Origin of the sequence: Hyphomicrobium facile (assembly GCF_900116175.1) — a bacterium.
GTDB classification, from domain to species: domain Bacteria; phylum Pseudomonadota; class Alphaproteobacteria; order Rhizobiales; family Hyphomicrobiaceae; genus Hyphomicrobium_B; species Hyphomicrobium_B facile.
Genome location: NZ_FPCH01000002.1, coordinates 1,101,642 through 1,118,100, shown reverse-complemented (window position 1 = coordinate 1,118,100; position 16,459 = coordinate 1,101,642). Strand labels below are relative to the sequence as shown.

Genomic DNA, 16,459 nt, shown 5'->3' with positions numbered 1-16,459 from the left:
TTTCCCTCGGCTAAGACTCAGCATCGGATGTGATCGTCAGCGCCGGCTATCGAGCGAAATTGCGTTTCCGGCAATATTTGCAAAAGGTGCAGCCAATGCCGACGCCGCTTGCAACCCAAATGCTCCGCTACACGGAGCAAGCCGACGCCCTTCCAGACCCGGCGGCGGTTTTGAATTCCCTCGATGAAATTACCTGGTCCCTTGCGCGGATGCATGTCCTCGGCGGCGGATTGTTGCCACTCAAGTTCGGAACGACTGAATCCTTCTCCGTAGGAAAGACCGTATTCCTTCACAAAAGCGTGCCGAAGGAATGGTGGGAGGAGCGTGTAGAGCTATCAAAGCAATCACCGGCACCCGCAGATATCGCAGCTCGTCTCGCGATGGCTCCCTTTACATTTTCAGACCTGATGAAATCACTTGAACCTATCGGCATCGACCGCTGGGCCATGGAGTTGAATTTGAAATACGGTATTCGAGATAGCTTCGGATGCCCAATCGGAGGACGCTGGATTTTCGCTTATTGGTCTCCAAAACTAACGCACCTTGAGGCATCCGAAAAATCGCTTTTGTATCTGGGCGCGGCATTCGCAACGAAGCGTTTGCAGCAACTTTCGCCACCATTTGCCGATCGTCTTGGGAACGGGGCATTCCTCACCCCGCGGGAACTGGCCGTCCTGCGCGCATTATCGCTCGGCAGGCGTGCGGCAGATATCGGAAGAGATTTGGCACTTGGTGAGGAAACCGTGCGCAGCCATATTAAGAAAGCCCAGACGAAATTAGGCGTCCGAACCCCGATCCATGCTGTGGCTCAGGCAGTGCGCCTACGGCTTATTCCCTGATGCTTGTAGTGCGCGTAGTACGTGCCGTTTCGATCAGATCCCATGCAGTTCGTTGCGAGCCCGAAGAGTAAGTTCGTAGCGATATTTTCCAGAGCCTGCTGATTCTCTGAAAACGTAGCGAGCCTTAACAAGTTCTCTAAATATATGGGCATCAACGTCTTTCGATACCAAAAGCACGCCGCCCTGCCAACGCATCTCGTATAGGAGTGCTCGATGGTAAACGCTCAGGTCAGTTATCATTCGGTGCCGCTCACCTGCATCGGAAATCGACCAATTGAAGAGCCGAGAGGGACAATGGGAGAAAATCTCCTTTCCGTACCTCTCGGCCTTTGAGCCCGCATCGCGTTCCCCACCCCTGATCGGGCTCACCCGCATTTTTGTCTCCGATGCGGCGTCAACAGACCATCCCCATTTTTGGGGAGATCTGGATAATGGTTGCGCCGTCCGCGTACCCGGTTAGGGATAAATCGCGGTCCACTTCTCGGCGGTCAAATGGAACGACCTACTTACACGGCTCCCGTTGCGGTGCAGTTCAGTCGATGACGACGGATCCACCTGCTGACCAATTCGCGCGGGTCTCGACCTGGCTCATCGCGTAAGCGAGACTGTCTTCTTCAAGCGAGCGTCCACTTCATCGGAGTTTCGGGGACGCGACCCTAAAACTTGAACTTCATGCCTCCGTAAGCCGCGAATGGCATGGCGGGGACGATGGTCCGTGCGTCGGTGAAATCGATCGTACCGAGAGAGGCTTCGGAGCCTTCTTCCGTGTTGAAGTAATTTCCGAAAGTCCCGTAGTGGTGGTCGAAGAGATTGTTGATCAACCCATAAATCTGGATGTGGTTGGTGATGTCATATGACGTGTGAAGGTTGACCTGCCCATATCCTGCGAGAGGTTTGTTCAGGTTTGACTCGTCACCGAAGAATACCTGATCGCTTGCCGCGACGAGATCCGATCCGAATTTCCATTTTGGCGTCAGCCAATAATCAAACCCTGCCTTGAAGCGGTGGCGAGGGATGCCCGGGAGCCTGTCGCCCGGACGCACATTGATGCAGTTCTCGGCCGGATCGCCTGAACAGGGGACCACGTCCGGTGATGGGTTGTTCGGCGACGCGAGTTCCAGCGACGACTGGAATGTCGGATCGATGAAAGCGTAGTTTGCATAGAGGAACAGACGCTGCGTCTGGTAGCTGATCGAAGCTTCAATGCCCTGACGCAACGTGTCGCCGGCATTTTGGAAGAAGCCACGCCCGGATGTCGGGGAGGCAACGCTAATGATATCGTCCTGATTGAGCGTTCTGAAGAATCCGAAGCTCCAGTCGATCTTGTCACTCTTCAGCGCGTTTGACGTTTCGCCGCGGAATCCGACTTCACCCGTACGCGACACCACCTGTTTCAGCGGAGGATCGCCGGTGAGGAAGCTCTCGATGAGGCAGGGATTGTCCGGGTCCGCACATGCAAGTTCCGCCGGCGTCGGTGCGCGGTTGGCCTCGGCGTAGCTGGTATAAAAGGTCAGCCCTTTGGCCAGCTGATAGGTTAGGCCGCCCATCGGATTGAAGCGCTGATACGTATGCGACCCGTTCAAGAACGGATCGTCGCCGGTTTTGTCTTCCAACGTCACTCTTGCGAAGTTATAGCGTCCGCCGACAGTCAGGCTGAGCCGGTCAGTGACGTCAAAGGTATCGGTGAAATAGACGCCGTAATAATCGTTGGTGGTCGTGAGGCTGCGTGGCGAAATATCATCCGGCCCAGTCAGGCCGATGCCGAGCGGCGAGACGACGAAATCCGGTCCGAATGTGCCGAGGGCGCTCCTTGCTCCATAGGCGACGTGACCGTGATCGATGCTGCCGCCAATCAGGAACTGGTTGTTATGGTCGAAAAGCTTGGCTTTCTCGACGGCCTGCAGCGAACCGCCGAAACTGTCGGCATTTTGAGATGTCCGATCTAGCGATCCTATCGGAGCGCCGCCGCCAACGGACGAAGAAACCGGACCGTTTGCCGAGGTCAACGGGTCGCCATCAAGACAAAGAAAGCCGCCGCACGCCTCCACTTCCAAAATATTGGCGTCGAGGTGGGCTTGCTGGAAATGGCGGTAATACGTAACGCCGGAGAACGTGAGCGTATTCGATGCCTTCACGGACCCATTGATCGAGACCATCTTCATGTCGTTCTGGGTCGTCTGCGGATTGGTATAGACGCGATTCCAGCCCTCATCGAGCAATTGAACGGGCGCAGCCGTCACGGCGCCGACGAAGTTATCCGCGCCCGTGAAATTAACGTGGAACTCGGCCTCGCGATTCTTGAACCCAAGGTCGGCATACATGCGGTGAACTTCGGCGGGCGAAAATTGGCGCCACCCGTTGTCATTGATGTCCTCGGCCGCAATGAACATGGCCCAGTTGCCGCTTTGCGCGCCGGCAGCTCCCGAACCTTGGATGCGCCCGAACGAACCGCCGCGAACGTCAAATTCCGCGCCCTGGAAATTGAAGCCATCTCGCATGTCGACACTGATCGCACCGCCGATGGCGTTCAATCCGAACACCGGGTTGCTGCCCATCACTGTCATGCTGGAAACGGCGTTCGATGGCAGGAAATCCCAATTGACGATGTCGCCGAACGCTTCGTTGATGCGGACGCCATTTTGATAGACGGCTAAGCCTTGCGGCACACCGTTGACAGGCGAGGACGAAAATCCTCGATACTGCACATCGGTTTGAAACTCATTGCCCTGCAGATCGCTGACGATCACGCCAGGCACGCGTGATTGCAAAACGTCCTGCGCGGTCACAGCGCCAGTGCGTTGAATATCTGCTGCCGTCGTGCTGGCGACCCCGTTCGGAACTTTTTCGAGCGGAATTTCGCTTCCCGCAACAGGCGACATCTTTATCTGAGATGGCTCAGCCGCTTCGATAGCGGCTGGGCTTGGCGGAGGCGCTGGCGTCGCCGGCTCTTTCTTTGGTTTGGCGGCCTGCTTGACTGGCTTGGGTTGCGCTTTCGGTTGTTGCTGAATCACTTCCACATCCGGCAACGTCGTACCCGGAGCGGCGGCTTGTCCCGGCGGTGTTGATTGCGAAGCCGGTGCTTCGGTCGATGGCGCTTGTGGGGGAGGCGTCTGGCCGCTTGGAGGATTAGTGGTTGTCGTCGCCCCGCCGGTGTCTTGAGCCAGAACAGCGGACGCTCCGAACATGACGCATGCAAGCGCCACTGCTGGCGCCATGGTGACCATGCGCGTTGACATCAACAACCCCCTGCTCCCGGACACGTATCACTCGGGGCATTGCCTCAGCAGTGACCCGGCAATCGCGACTCTTTTGTCCAATAGCAGGAAAAGTTCTTGAGTATATCAGGTCAACATTCCCGATGATCCGTATAACTCGTTCCGATTCAAAGTGTTGTAGAATTGATACTTTCAGGCCGATCCGGGATACGAATCGGACTTTGAACTGACCGAACAAGGCGTGATGACGCTGTCCAGGACACCGGCCGCATCAATCCTCAGAACGCGCCTGATGTTACTTGCAGAGGCGCGTTGTCTCCGCTCAGCAGGGCGCCGGGGAAGAACGTTGGCACGTCGGCTTTGATGGTGACGGCTGGTGGATCAGTCGCCAGGGCTTTGTCCAGCCATCCGCTCTGGGCGGGTAGCGTGACCGAAATCGTCATGTCGAGTTTCGAGGCGGGTTCGATGAGATTTTTCCCGCTCGAGCCCGAACGATAAAATAATATCGTGCCGGTGAAGGCGCTGCGGCCCGACACGGAGATCGGGGCAAACGGAACTTTCGGACGCTTCAGGCGCTCCGCAACGTCATCTCGGCTCCCGAAATACGGGGCGTCAGCCACATAGCTGCTCTTGAATTTTTCTATTTGGCCCGTCGCCGGGTTCTTCGCTTCAAGATGAAGCGAGAGAACCGCGCCATCGCGTGCTCCGCTGTTGGTTATGGTGACCGGCACGGCCAGGACCTCGAAAGGCCCGTAAGGATCGCGCGTATACTGAATGTTTTCCGAAACGTAGAGCTTGATTTCCGGCTGTCTCAGCGTGGTCTCCCACAAAGATACGGCAGATCCGGTCAGCGCCAATCCCGATATCAGAACTGCCAGCCAATTGCCCGTTCCGTGCGTTGCCGCTTCACCCGCGATTTCGGTGGCTTCGTTGACGATAGACGGTGCGTTCGAAGACTGCATGTTCCCCCCGATAAATGTCGAGTCTCTGCTCTGCGCCAACTACATGAAACCAAATGTTGGCCGAAATGCTCCCGGTGCAGTTTAGTTTCAATACGTCCTATTCGTCTTTGCGTCCTCGCATGAAGCTGTCGAGGTGAAGTTCACGCTGCCGACCCGCGGTCGCACCTTATTGACCGATGCAACGAGTGCAAGGAAAGTGCGGAGGAGCTGTCACGGCGGATCAATCCGAGCGCGGCTGCCGGCAGCCCTGGTAAATGAATTGCCCCAATGCTCTCTGTGCGCCAAGCACTGCACGAGCGAGGCGGAAGCCGAAGTTATTTAAATCGCCGCAACCTCATTGCCGCGACGGCCATAAACGCGCCACGCGCGGAAGCGACCGGCCCACTGATCTATTTACCGCGACGCCGACGGGAAGCCGGTTTATTCGGTGGCGCCGCGCAACACCGACGGCGGTGCGGCCTAGTCGGGGTCCACGCCAGCGAGGACGTGTCGTTCGAACCGAAGCCCAAAACGCAGGAAGCGCTGCGCCCCCCATGATCCTGAAGGGAAGTCGTTGCGGAAATCACTGTTTCAAGTGGTTCTCTGAATGAACCAGGGATGTGCTTGCGCATTAAGCACGCACACTCCCTTTGCGCTCATCCGTTGTCATACCCCCCGAAGTCGGGAAGGCACTAGAATTCTCCGCGACCGCGCCCGCCGAAGAAGAAGCGGCGAGCGCGAGCGCCTCAGCCAAGCCTAAGGATAACCGACGATTGTCATCACTATTGTGACCTTAACGGCGGTCGGCCATCACCCGATCGTTGTTCTTCCCGGGAGCGTTTTTCTTCACGTGGGTATTGATCCACTTGATGATCAGGTCCGCGATTTTCAGATTGTTTTTGTCCTGCATGAACATGTGGCTGTTGCCGGTGCCGATGCCAGGAGTTTCCGGCAGATGAACGTAGGTGATATCGCCACCCGCATTCTTGATAGCGGCGATCATCTCCGGGCAGGGCGTCACCGGACGCGCCTGCGGCTGGGGCGGCGAACCCGTCACGTAATGGTCGCCTTCGATGATGAGCATCGGAATCTTAGCAAGCGTCGCAATATTGGCATCGGTCAAAGTACCGCCCGGACCCGGCAGGAAACATCCTGTTTCGAGCTGAATGATGCCCCGAACGCCGGTCGGATCCTGAAGTGCCGCCTTTGTCGGGAATGAGCTCGATTGAGAATGGCCAACGAGGATCGCTCCGTTCAGCTTCTTCGCCAGCACCGCCATTCTTTGCGGTGTCGGCCGGATGTCGCCGGCGTTGGGACCGAAAGTGCCAAGGCTGGTGGTGAGATCCGGTATCACTTGCTTGAAGAACGTTTGGCTGCCGCCAGGGAGCACCGTCTGCATCGGGAACTGCTGGTCCGGCCACGGCTGGATGGTTGGCGGAGAAGTGAATGCACCACAAGGCGCGGTGCAGGGAGGACCATAGCGAAATACGTTCCACGCAAACATGTCGGTCGCTATGTTGATATTGGGATTGGCCGTGCCGCCTGAAGGCGCCACGCATCCCGCAGCCCCATTGCAGCCCGCGCCATTGCCGTCATCGGTGAAGGGCGGCGCGGCCGCGTCAAACCGCACTTTCTGGTACTGCAATGCATCGAATCCCGACCGAGCGCGCCCGACCTGATCCGCCATGTAGGTAGCGAAGCCCTTCCTCGTGAAATATTCGTACCAGCCCATCCGACCGTCAGGCGTCGTTTCCCATGTTTTCGAACTCAGACAGCAGCCATGCACGAACACGATCGGCGGAAGATTATTATTTTTAGCTGGAAGCTGATACTGCACGTACATCTGGTTGATCATCGATCCACCGGGTGACGCTGCAAGTGGAGCGGGAACGTTGTGAGTATTGCCGCCGATGAAGAAACTGCCCTGCGCTTTAAGACTGAGCGCCCCCACCGACGGCTTCACGTCCTCGAATTCCTGAGCGCCGACGAGAGTCGGGAGCAGTGCAACGCTTACACACACGACACCCTTAAGGATCATGTTCTTGGTCGATCTTATTTTTTTTGAAAACATGGTCGTCTCCACATTCGAAAGATGACACGTCAGAACAACGACCAGTCTGCCGCATTGTCGAGAGCGCCGCGCTGTATCAGGAGAACCAGTATTGGCGCACAGTGAACAGCGGGGTCGCGCTACGTGTTATTTATGCGGTCTTGCCCAGCAGCAGCTTATTTGGCTTCCGCTCCCTCATTAGGGTCCTTGGGCTTAAAATCCGACGAGGGTGCTAGATAGCCAGGCGGATCAATCTCGGTCTGCACCCGTAGGACCGTTGGATCGACTTCAACGGGGGACGCTTGGACTTCGGATCCCTTCATGAATTCCACGCAATCGCCGAGTGCCACCTTCTGTGCAAGAAGAGTCTGAAACGCCTTCTCGTCGACCCGAAGGTATTGGAGCTCGGTTATCGTTCCCGTCGTATTGCAGCCGAAGGTCGGGACTTCCGCTTTATAAAGAAGCTGGGACGACGCGATGGCAACCACCAGAATGATGCCCATGATATTTTCCTCCATTCTAAGTGATCGAATGAAAGCACACACGCGCGGTACTGACTTTGCGCACGGCGAACTCAAACTGGGGGAGGAGGAACAGTCGGGCGACCTTGTGCGTCAAACGCACTGCACAAATTTGCGCTGACGGCTCGCTGAGGTGCCGTCGAAGACTGCATGTTCACCCCGATAAATGTCGAGTATCTGTTCTGCGGCAGCTACATGAAAAGCGAGACGGAACCCGAAGTTATCTAAATCGCCGCAACCTCATTGCCGCGACGGCCATCCTATGGCAGCCTAATCTGCGATGAGGCACAGTTTTTACCATCGCTGGTTCGTTTTCTTGGGGCTGCTCGCCATGTTCGGCGCGTTGCTTTCGATGCCGCTCGCCGCAACCTACGCGTACGCGATGCCGGGCAAGGCCGCGTCGGCCTCCGAGGCGATGCCTGCACAGGGCGACGAGATGCCCTGCCACAAGAAGATGAAGAAGGTTTGCCCGAACTGTCCTCAGAAAGTCTGCCCCGAGATGGGCAACTGTCTGGTTAAGTGCTTCCAGCCTTTGCCGGCCCCGGTATCAGAAGCCGGACTGCATGGCGATGTCATCGCCGATCGCGTGGCGCCCGCGATCTATGCAGTGCCGCCGAGCTCGCTGATCCCGCCTCTCCTTCGACCTCCGAGTCTCTGACCCGCGCCCATCGGGCGTGAGCAGTCGCTGCGGCTTGCGCCGCGGCCTGCATGCGCGCGCGCCATAGTGGCTGTGCGCAGGTTCGAGACATCAGGAGACATTCGATATGCAACGTCATTCATTGCGCGCGCTTGCCGTCGGCTTCGCGCTTTTCATGGGCATGGCCGGTTCGGCTCTGGCCGATTCCAAGGACTACGAGTTCCAGCTGCTTGACAAGGAAGTGAAGCAGGGCGCGGCGGTAATCTCAGTCAAGCTCGTGCACAAACCATCGGGCCGTGCCGTAGGCGACGCTGTGATCTTCGCCAAACGCATCGACATGGGTCCAGACGGTATGGAGGAGATGACCGCTCCCCTGGACCCAGAAGATTCGACCGCGCCCGGCGTCTACCGATTCAAGACGTATCTCGGCATGGCGGGCGACTGGGCCCTGTCGCTCGGCGCCAAGGTGCAAGGTGAAACCGGGACGGTCGAGAACAAGCTCATCATCAAGGCCCTCCAATGAGCGCCCTGAGCAAGGGGTTGGTTTCCGTCGCAGCAATCATCGCTGCGGCGGGAGCCGGAGTTTGGGTGGGCCAGAACGGCATGCTCCACCTGCCGCCACATCCCACGGCGGCCATAAACGCACCACGTGCGGAACCAACCGGCCCGGTGATCTATTACCGCGACCCCGACGGGAAGCCGTTCTATTCGCTGGCGCCGCGCAACACCGACGGCGGTGCACCCTACGTCGCGGTCCACGCCAGCGAGGACGTGTCGTTCGAACCGAAGCCCAAGACGCAGAAAGCGCACGCCTCCGTTCCCGGCGCCGAACGGAAGATCAAATTCTATCGCAACCCGATGGGGCTGCCGGACACCTCGCCGGTACCGAAGAAAGACTCCATGGGTATGGATTACATCCCCGTCTACGAGGGCGAGGACAGCGACGATGGATCGGTGAAAGTCTCTCCCGGCAAGATCCAGCGCACCGGCGTCGAGACCGTTGCCGTCATCAAGCGGCGACTAACGCGCACCATCCAGGCACCGGGCGTCGCCGCGCTCGACGAGCGCCGCATCGCGGTGGTGGCGCCGAAGTTCGACGGCTATGTCGTCAAGGTCGGCGACGTCACGACGGGTACCCATGTGAAGGCCGGCGACGTGCTGGCGACGGTGTTCGGTCAAGCCGTGCTTGACCAGGCCGCGCGATTGCTCGTCGAGGAGAACTCGGGCTGGACCCGCAGCGACGAGGCCGCGTCTCCTCCGGGCCTCAAGGGCCCTGCGGGCGTCGTCGGCGCTACACGCCGCCTGCAAAATCTCGGTGTGCCCGAGGAATTCATGGACCAGGTGAAGAGCGAGCGCCGCGTGCCGGACACCTTCACCATCCGCGCGCCCATCAGCGGCGACGTGCTCGAACGCAATTGGAGCGATGGCCAGGGCTTTAAGGCGGGCGACGTCGGTTTCCGCATCGCCGACCACTCGATGGTTTGGATGATGGCGAACGTCGCCGAAAGCGACATCGGCGCAGTCGAACCGGGCCAAGCGGTGACGGTTACCACGCGCGCCCACCCCGGCCGCACCTTCAAAGGCACGGTAAGAGTCATCTATCCGCACCTGATGAAGGAAACCCGGACCGTTCAGGTCCGCATCGAGATGCCGAACGCCGACCGCGCCCTGCTTCCCGACATGTACGGCGAAGTCCAGATCGCCACCGGCGGCAAGGAGCCAGCGCTTATCGTGCCGTCCAGCGCCGTCATCGACAGCGGCAACCGCCAGGTCGTGCTCCGCGATCTGGGCGAAGGCCGCTACGAGCCGCGGGACGTGAAGGTGGGGCACCGGGGCGACGGTGTCGTCGAACTCACGAGCGGGGTGTCCGAGGGCGACCATGTCGTCGTCAACGGCAACTTCCTGATCGACTCGGAAAGCAATCTCCAATCCGCACTGAAAGGCTTCCAGACTGGGTCAACCCCGGAGGCCAACCGATGATCGCGCGTCTGATCGGCTGGTCGGCCCGGAACCTGATGCTGGTGTTCATTGCCACGGCGTTCGCCGTTGTGGCGGGCATCTGGGCGGTCAGGACGCTGCCGCTCGACGCCATCCCCGACCTCTCGGACACGCAGGTCATTGTGTATACCGAGTATCCGGGGCAAGCGCCGCAGGTGGTCGAGGACCAGGTCACCTATCCCCTCACCACCTCGATGCTGACTGTGCCGCGCTCCAAAGTCGTACGGGGGTTCTCGTTCTTCGGCGTCTCGTTCGTCTACGTGATCTTTGCGGACGGCACCGACATCTATTGGGCGCGTTCGCGCGTGCTCGAATACCTCAACGCCGCTGCCAAGCGCTTGCCTGCTGGCGTCACGCCTACGCTCGGCCCCGACGCCAGCGGCGTGGGCTGGGTTTATCAGTACGCATTGCAATCCAAGGACAAGTCGCTCGCCGAGCTGCGGTCGATGCAGGATTGGGAGGTACGCTTCGGGCTTTCCAAGGCCGAAGGCGTGGCCGAGGTCGCGAGCATCGGCGGCTTCGTCAAGCAATACAGCGTGACGGTGGACCCGAGCCGCCTCAGAAGCTTCAACATCCCGCTCGATAAGATCCGCGACGCCATCCGCAGCAACAACATTGACGTCGGCGGGCGGACGTTGGAGCTGGCCGAGCACGAGTTCATGGTGCGCGGCCGAGGCTACCTCAAGGGCGTGCAAGACCTCGAGAACATCGTGGTCAAGGCCGATGGAGGAACGCCGGTCTTGTTGAAAAACGTCGCGAGCGTGGAAATCGTCGGCGACGAACGGCGCGGCATTGGCGAGCTCAACGGCGAGGGCGAGGTGGCGAGCGGCATCGCGCTGCAGCGCTCGGGCGCTAATGCGCTCACCGTCATCGACAACGTCAAGGAACGGCTGAAGGAGATCGCGCCGTCATTGCCGTCCGGAACGCAGGTGGTGCCGGTCTACGACCGCTCCGAACTCATCCACCACGCCATTGAGACCCTGAAGAAAACGCTGCTCGAGGAGAGTCTCGTGGTCGCGGCGGTGTGCATTATCTTCCTACTGCACTTGCGCAGCGCGCTGGTTGCCATCCTGATGCTGCCGGTCGGCATCCTCATGGCCTTTTTCGCCATGCGGTCGCTCGGAATAGGCTCCAACATCATGAGCCTTGGCGGCATCGCCATCGCCATCGGCGCGATGATCGACGCGGCGATCGTCATGATCGAGAACGCCCATAAGCATATGGAGCGCGCGCCCAAGGGCAAGCCGCGACTCGAGATCCTGGTCGAAGCCGCGACTGAGGTCGGGCCGGCGCTGTTCTTCTCGCTGCTGATCATCATGGTGTCGTTCCTTCCGATCTTCAGCCTCGAGGCGCAGGAGGGCAGGTTGTTCGGGCCCCTCGCTTTCACCAAAACCTTCGCCATGGCTGCGGCTGCTGTGCTCTCGGTGACCCTGGTTCCGGCGTTGATGGTCGTCTTTGTGCGCGGGAGGATCATTTCCGAGGCCAAGAACCCCATCAATCGCGCTCTCATCGCCATCTATCGGCCGGTGATCAAGGGCGTGCTGAAGGCTAAGACGCTGACCATCGTCATAGCCGGCGCGGTGCTCGCGACGTCGGTATGGCCGGTGACTAAGGTCGGCAGTGAGTTCATGCCCAACCTCAACGAGGGCACGCTCCTGTTCATGCCGACGACGCTACCGGGGCTCTCGATTACCAAATCAGCCGAGCTGCTGCAGATGCAGGACCGCATCATCAAGTCGTTTCCGGAGGTCGCGTCTGTCTACGGCAAGGCGGGTCGCGCTCAAACGGCAACTGACCCGGCGCCGACCGAGATGTTCGAGACCATCGTCAATCTGAAGCCGAAGGAGGAATGGCGCCCCGGCGTCACTACCGACAGCCTCATCGCCGAGATGGACAAGGCGCTGCAGTTCCCCGGCGTCTCCAATGCCTGGACGATGCCGATCAAGGCCCGCATCGACATGCTATCGACCGGCATCAGGACGCCGGTGGGCATCAAGGTCATCGGCAAAGACCTGGCAGAGATGGATGGCGTCGCCCGCCAAGTCGAAGCCGTTCTCAAATCGGTCCCAGGCACATCCAGCGCCTACGCCGAACGAATATTGGGCGGCTATTACCTCGAGATCGTCCCCAACCGCGAGCGGCTGGCCCGCTACGGACTGATGGTCTCCAACGTGCAGGACGTGGTATCGACGGCACTCGGCGCTGAGCCCGTCACGACCACCGTCGAAGGCCGCGAACGCTATACGGTCGCTATTCGCTACCCGCGCGACTTGCGCTCCGATCCGCAAGCCATCGCCAAGGACGTCCTGGTGTCGCTTCCGGGCGGCGGCACGGTGCCGTTGGGCGAGGTCGCCGACATCCGGCTCACGAAGGGCGCCACCAGCATCCGCACCGAGAATGCCAAGCTCGCTACCTATGTCTACGTCGACATCCGCGACCGCGACCTCGGCGGCTACATCGCCGACGCGAAGAAGGCCGTGGAGACGCAAGTGAAGCTGGCCACGGGGACCTACCTCGTGTGGAGCGGCCAGTTCGAGTACATGGAACGCGCGGAGGCTCGCCTGCAGCTGGTCGTGCCGGTGACGCTGATGATCATCTTCCTGCTGCTCTACCTCAACTTTCAGCGCCTCACCGAAACCCTTATCGTCATGCTGTCACTGCCGTTCGCACTGGTCGGCGGCTTCTGGCTGATGTGGTGGCTGGGCTTCAACCTCTCCGTCGCGGTGGCGGTGGGATTCATCGCGTTGGCCGGCGTCGCCGCCGAGACCGGTGTGGTGATGCTGATCTATCTCGACAACGCCAAGCGCGAGATCCAAGCCGAATGCTTGCGTGAGCGCAGGCCATTTACCCGCGAGGACCTTCACCACGCCATCATGGTGGGCGCCGTGGAGCGCGTAAGGCCGAAAATGATGACGGTTGTGGCGATCATGGCCGGTCTGCTGCCAATCATGTGGAGCACAGGCGCTGGCTCGGAAGTGATGCAGCGCATTGCCGTGCCGATGATCGGCGGCATGATCTCATCAACGCTCCTGACTCTGATCGTCATCCCGGCGATCTACGGCTTGGTGAAAGGCTGGCGGCTGCCGGCCAAGGCGCCGGACCGCGTCCATCGGCAGGAAAAGGCGGAGGAACGGCGATGATCGACGTCGGTAGGGCGGGGCGAAGTCTGCATAGGAAGCGTCGCGGAATAATCGACTATTCCTTAGCGAGGTAATCTTCAATCTTTTGGATTTCCTCTGATGAGAACTGAATCTGCGGCATGTCTTTGTGTCTTGAGCCGATCCCTTCGGATAGTTCAAACTCAAGCCGCTCGGATGGATAGGAACGCAAGACGATCCAGAGGTTCGGCGCTTGGCTGAGCGGACTTGGCGTCCCCGGAGCCAACGCATGGCAACGGCCACAGTTTTTTTCCAGCAACGCCCTGCCGGCTTCACTCTCGGCTGCGCCGCCCGGTTCCGGATTAATAAGGAATAGCAATCCTAAGGTTGCCGCGTGCCAGGATCGTCGCATGCTCTCCTCCGTAGGTACAAGGGCGGCAGCGGGTATAGACGGAATCTGGGGCAAGACTAGGTGGCTGGGGGACTAGGATTCGAACCTAGACAGGCAGAGTCAGAGTCTGCAGTCCTACCATTAGACGATCCCCCAAAGCCGGGATCGGACGGACCGTTGGCCGCCGGAGCGCGGGTCATAGCAGCAGCCTCCGATGTCTGCAAGCTCGCCATCCATGGTCTTCCCGTCGCGGGGCAGTCTTTTGAAGATTGAGAGCGACCAATCGGCGTCAAAGCCCGCAATTTGGTGGGCGAGCGTGGCGGACGCAGGGTTTGAGCGCCAACTTTTCGGCGGTGGAAAAGCGCGGCTCGCGGGGAGTGGTGCCGGCGCAGCTGAAGCTACTTTTGTGGGGGCAGCAGTTCAGGCCGGTATTCGAAGTGCATCGTATCGTAATGGTACCACCGCCCGCCCCAGATGAACCCGTGCTTCTCGAAGATGTCGACGATCTCCATCGGAATGTCGTTCCGGTAGTGGCCACCGCCCGGACCGCCACTTGCCCACCGCCAGTAGTGAGAGCGTCTCGTCGCGACATCGATCGCGATGCCATAGCCGTGACCCGAGCGCTGGGCGGTCCCCGCGATCGGTCGGCACACATAACCTCCGGCGGCGGGAACGAGAAACACATCGAATTTCGCCGGAAGCGCATCGAGCTCGCGGCTAACCGCGCTGAGATGTTCCGCAACGCCGTTCAACCGCGAAATCTGGATATGTTGTGCGGCCTTCGAAGGGAGCCAGGTGATCGTCGTCAGCGACGAACCGAATCCGGGCTTTCGGCAGTCGCCATAGATCTTCGAAAAGAACTGGGCGTTGCGCGCGCGGCCGGGATCGAAGTCGCGGGCTGGAGGAAGAGCTGGTGCGCCGCGCGGATACTTAAATCGAAACATGTCTCTGATATCGGGATCGGCAAGCCACGCGTCGAACGGTTTGTCCCGGCCGTCAGAAAGTGGAAGTCTCGAGCCGTCTTTAAAGACGACCTCGTTCCCTTCGACGCCCGAGACGAATGCGGGATACGCCGATTGCAGACGAGACGCGATTTCACCATTGCCGAGGCTGTCCGCCAAGGTCGGCGAGGCAACTCGGAAAAGTCCCGTCGCGGCAAATAGAGCGAGTAAAATTCTATTTCGCCTCAGCATCGATAAAACGCGGCCGGTTCAGACAAAATAACGCTCCGCTTGCTTCGCATCGTTAAGCGATGCCCCGCCAGAGCTTTACGGCGGGACGCGACCTGCTACACTCGACCCAACAGAGGTCCAGATTAAACGGCCTGACGAGCTCGGCTGCACCGCGGCAAGCTGATGCTATACCAGGTCCTGGAGAACGACGTTGAAGCCTGAACACTCAGGTCCTGACCGGTCTGACGGCGCAGGACCCCCAGACAGCTCTGACGACGACGTCGGCATTGCCCCGGGGCGAGAAAAATTAGCGCCGGTGACTAGCGGCATCAACGGCGGCGAGCGCCAGTTTCGCCAAAGAAACCGTGCGGCGCCCGGCGTGTTGTCGAACCGGTTGGCGTCGTCGCCGTGGCGCGACAGCCCGAACGAGTGGCAGCGCCAGAGCTTCGATGAGCGGGCTTTCGCCGTCGGACCGGATCATCCCGGCGAACAGATCTACGGCGCGCTCGACCTCGGCACCAATAATTGCCGCCTGCTTGTGGCGCGCCCGTCGCGGCGCGGCTTTCGCGTCGTGGACGCATTCTCACGCATTATTCGCCTCGGTGAAGGTGTCAGCCAGACGGGCCGTCTTTCCGAGCTGGCGATGAACCGCACGCTGGATGCTCTGAAGATCTGTGCCGGCAAATTGCAACGTCATCATGTTGCGCGGACACGTCTCGTCGCGACGCAAGCCTGCCGGGTCGCCGACAACGGACCCGCCTTCGTCAATAAGGTCAAAAACATCTTCGATCTCGACATCGAGATACTGACGCCGGAACTCGAAGCGCACTTGGCTGTGGCGGGTTGCGCGACGCTGATCGATGCCGCCGCGGATTACGTTCTGGTGTTCGACATCGGCGGCGGCTCGTCGGAGATCATTTGGCTTGATATGACGCGGCTCGGTACCCGCCGCGATGTGCTAACCGGACGCTCCGACGTCAACGATGCGATCGTCGCATGGGAATCTTTGCCCGTGGGTGTCGTGACATTGGCGGAGCACTACGGCGGCCGTGACGTCACCCCGGCAACGTTCAAGTCAATGTCGCGTGCAGTGACCGAACTGCTCGTGCCGTTCGAAGCGAAGCATCGATTTTCCGAGCAGATGGCTGGCAAGTCCGTCCACTTCCTCGGCACATCCGGAACGGTTACGACGATAGCAGGCGTGAAGCTCGGGCTCGAACGCTACGATCGCAAGCGCGTCGATGGAATCTGGTTGGACAACTCCGACATCGACGACGTAACGTCGACGCTTCTCGGACAAACCTACGAAGAGCGCGTTATGCAGCCCTGCATCGGACGGGAACGGGCCGATCTCGTTCTTGCCGGATGCGCGATCCTCGACGCGATACTGAAGCAGTGGCCCGCGGAGCGCCTGAGGGTAGCCGACCGCGGACTTAGAGAAGGCATTTTGATGCGATTGATGATGGAAGACGGTGTCTGGCGTGCCGGACGTCGCCGGCGTGGACGTTCGAAGCAGTCAAACGGCGTTAAATAATCGTGGCAGACAAGGGCAACAAAAAGGGCGGCAGCGGCAATCGCGCGAGCAGCCTGAGCGGCG

The 16,459-nt window shown here is 59.8% G+C and carries 12 protein-coding genes and 1 tRNA gene; 6 read left to right on the top strand and 7 right to left on the bottom strand.

The window, feature by feature from the left end; all coding sequences use genetic code 11:
- Positions 1-29: 29 nt before the first annotated feature.
- Entirely contained in the window at positions 30-839 is an 810-nt protein-coding gene (locus tag BM399_RS12145) for a helix-turn-helix transcriptional regulator (protein WP_092867941.1), read from the top strand.
- A gap of 656 nt (positions 840-1,495) precedes the next feature.
- On the opposite strand, the gene BM399_RS12140 is transcribed toward BM399_RS12145, so the two are convergent.
- From BM399_RS12140 to BM399_RS12125, 4 genes are all read right to left on the bottom strand, one after another.
- On the bottom strand, positions 1,496-4,075 hold the full coding sequence (locus BM399_RS12140) for a TonB-dependent receptor domain-containing protein (RefSeq protein ID WP_177228142.1): 2,580 nt from the start codon (positions 4,073-4,075) through the stop codon (positions 1,496-1,498).
- A 257-nt stretch (positions 4,076-4,332) separates the two neighbouring features.
- The gene (locus BM399_RS12135; protein ID WP_092867939.1) at positions 4,333-5,016 is read right to left on the bottom strand and encodes a hypothetical protein; all 684 of its coding nucleotides are present in this window, start codon (positions 5,014-5,016) and stop codon (positions 4,333-4,335) included.
- Between the two features lie 772 nt (positions 5,017-5,788).
- Positions 5,789-7,066, bottom strand: a complete 1,278-nt coding sequence (locus tag BM399_RS12130; RefSeq protein ID WP_092867938.1) for an alpha/beta hydrolase family protein — start codon at positions 7,064-7,066, stop codon at positions 5,789-5,791.
- Between the two features lie 155 nt (positions 7,067-7,221).
- On the bottom strand, positions 7,222-7,548 hold the full coding sequence (locus BM399_RS12125) for a hypothetical protein (RefSeq protein ID WP_143117818.1): 327 nt from the start codon (positions 7,546-7,548) through the stop codon (positions 7,222-7,224).
- A 298-nt stretch (positions 7,549-7,846) separates the two neighbouring features.
- Between BM399_RS12125 and BM399_RS12120 the strand changes: the two genes are divergently transcribed.
- The 4 genes from BM399_RS12120 (at position 7,847) to BM399_RS12105 (ending at position 13,341) form a co-directional block, all read left to right on the top strand.
- Positions 7,847-8,224, top strand: a complete 378-nt coding sequence (locus tag BM399_RS12120; RefSeq protein WP_092867936.1) for a hypothetical protein — start codon at positions 7,847-7,849, stop codon at positions 8,222-8,224.
- A gap of 106 nt (positions 8,225-8,330) precedes the next feature.
- Positions 8,331-8,726: a FixH family protein gene (locus BM399_RS12115; RefSeq protein WP_092867935.1), complete on the top strand. Its 396-nt coding sequence runs from the start codon at positions 8,331-8,333 to the stop codon at positions 8,724-8,726.
- Entirely contained in the window at positions 8,723-10,183 is a 1,461-nt protein-coding gene (locus BM399_RS12110; protein WP_092867934.1) for an efflux RND transporter periplasmic adaptor subunit, read from the top strand. Before BM399_RS12115 ends, BM399_RS12110 begins: the two co-directional genes overlap by 4 nt.
- Entirely contained in the window at positions 10,180-13,341 is a 3,162-nt protein-coding gene (locus tag BM399_RS12105; RefSeq protein WP_092867933.1) for an efflux RND transporter permease subunit, read from the top strand. The genes BM399_RS12110 and BM399_RS12105 overlap by 4 nt, the downstream gene beginning before the upstream one ends.
- Positions 13,342-13,396: 55 nt before the next feature.
- Here BM399_RS12105 and BM399_RS20950 read toward each other — a convergent pair whose 3' ends face one another.
- The 3 genes from BM399_RS20950 to BM399_RS12090 form a co-directional block, all read right to left on the bottom strand.
- Positions 13,397-13,711: a c-type cytochrome gene (locus tag BM399_RS20950; protein ID WP_143117817.1), complete on the bottom strand. Its 315-nt coding sequence runs from the start codon at positions 13,709-13,711 to the stop codon at positions 13,397-13,399.
- A gap of 61 nt (positions 13,712-13,772) precedes the next feature.
- A tRNA-Gln gene (locus BM399_RS12095) sits at positions 13,773-13,846 on the bottom strand.
- Positions 13,847-14,088: 242 nt separating this feature from the next.
- The gene (locus BM399_RS12090) at positions 14,089-14,811 is read right to left on the bottom strand and encodes a M15 family metallopeptidase (protein ID WP_244531204.1); all 723 of its coding nucleotides are present in this window, start codon (positions 14,809-14,811) and stop codon (positions 14,089-14,091) included.
- A gap of 262 nt (positions 14,812-15,073) precedes the next feature.
- Here BM399_RS12090 and BM399_RS12085 point away from each other — a divergent pair, with 262 nt between their 5' ends.
- Positions 15,074-16,396 carry a Ppx/GppA phosphatase family protein gene (locus BM399_RS12085; RefSeq protein WP_244531203.1) on the top strand — a complete coding sequence of 441 codons (1,323 nt, stop codon included), beginning with the start codon at positions 15,074-15,076 and terminating at the stop codon, positions 16,394-16,396.
- Positions 16,397-16,459 lie beyond the last annotated feature (63 nt).

What these genes read in the sequence shown, in the direction of transcription:
- BM399_RS12140 (WP_177228142.1), bottom strand. Translation starts at nt 4,075, where the DNA reads ATGTCAACGCGCATGGTCACCATGGCGCCAGCAGTGGCGCTTGCATGC.
- BM399_RS12135 (WP_092867939.1), bottom strand. Translation starts at nt 5,016, where the DNA reads ATGCAGTCTTCGAACGCACCGTCTATCGTCAACGAAGCCACCGAAATC.
- BM399_RS12130 (WP_092867938.1), bottom strand. Translation starts at nt 7,066, where the DNA reads ATGTTTTCAAAAAAAATAAGATCGACCAAGAACATGATCCTTAAGGGT.
- BM399_RS12125 (WP_143117818.1), bottom strand. Translation starts at nt 7,548, where the DNA reads ATGGGCATCATTCTGGTGGTTGCCATCGCGTCGTCCCAGCTTCTTTAT.
- BM399_RS12120 (WP_092867936.1), top strand. Translation starts at nt 7,847, where the DNA reads ATGAGGCACAGTTTTTACCATCGCTGGTTCGTTTTCTTGGGGCTGCTC.
- BM399_RS12115 (WP_092867935.1), top strand. Translation starts at nt 8,331, where the DNA reads ATGCAACGTCATTCATTGCGCGCGCTTGCCGTCGGCTTCGCGCTTTTC.
- BM399_RS12110 (WP_092867934.1), top strand. Translation starts at nt 8,723, where the DNA reads ATGAGCGCCCTGAGCAAGGGGTTGGTTTCCGTCGCAGCAATCATCGCT.
- BM399_RS12105 (WP_092867933.1), top strand. Translation starts at nt 10,180, where the DNA reads ATGATCGCGCGTCTGATCGGCTGGTCGGCCCGGAACCTGATGCTGGTG.
- BM399_RS20950 (WP_143117817.1), bottom strand. Translation starts at nt 13,711, where the DNA reads ATGCGACGATCCTGGCACGCGGCAACCTTAGGATTGCTATTCCTTATT.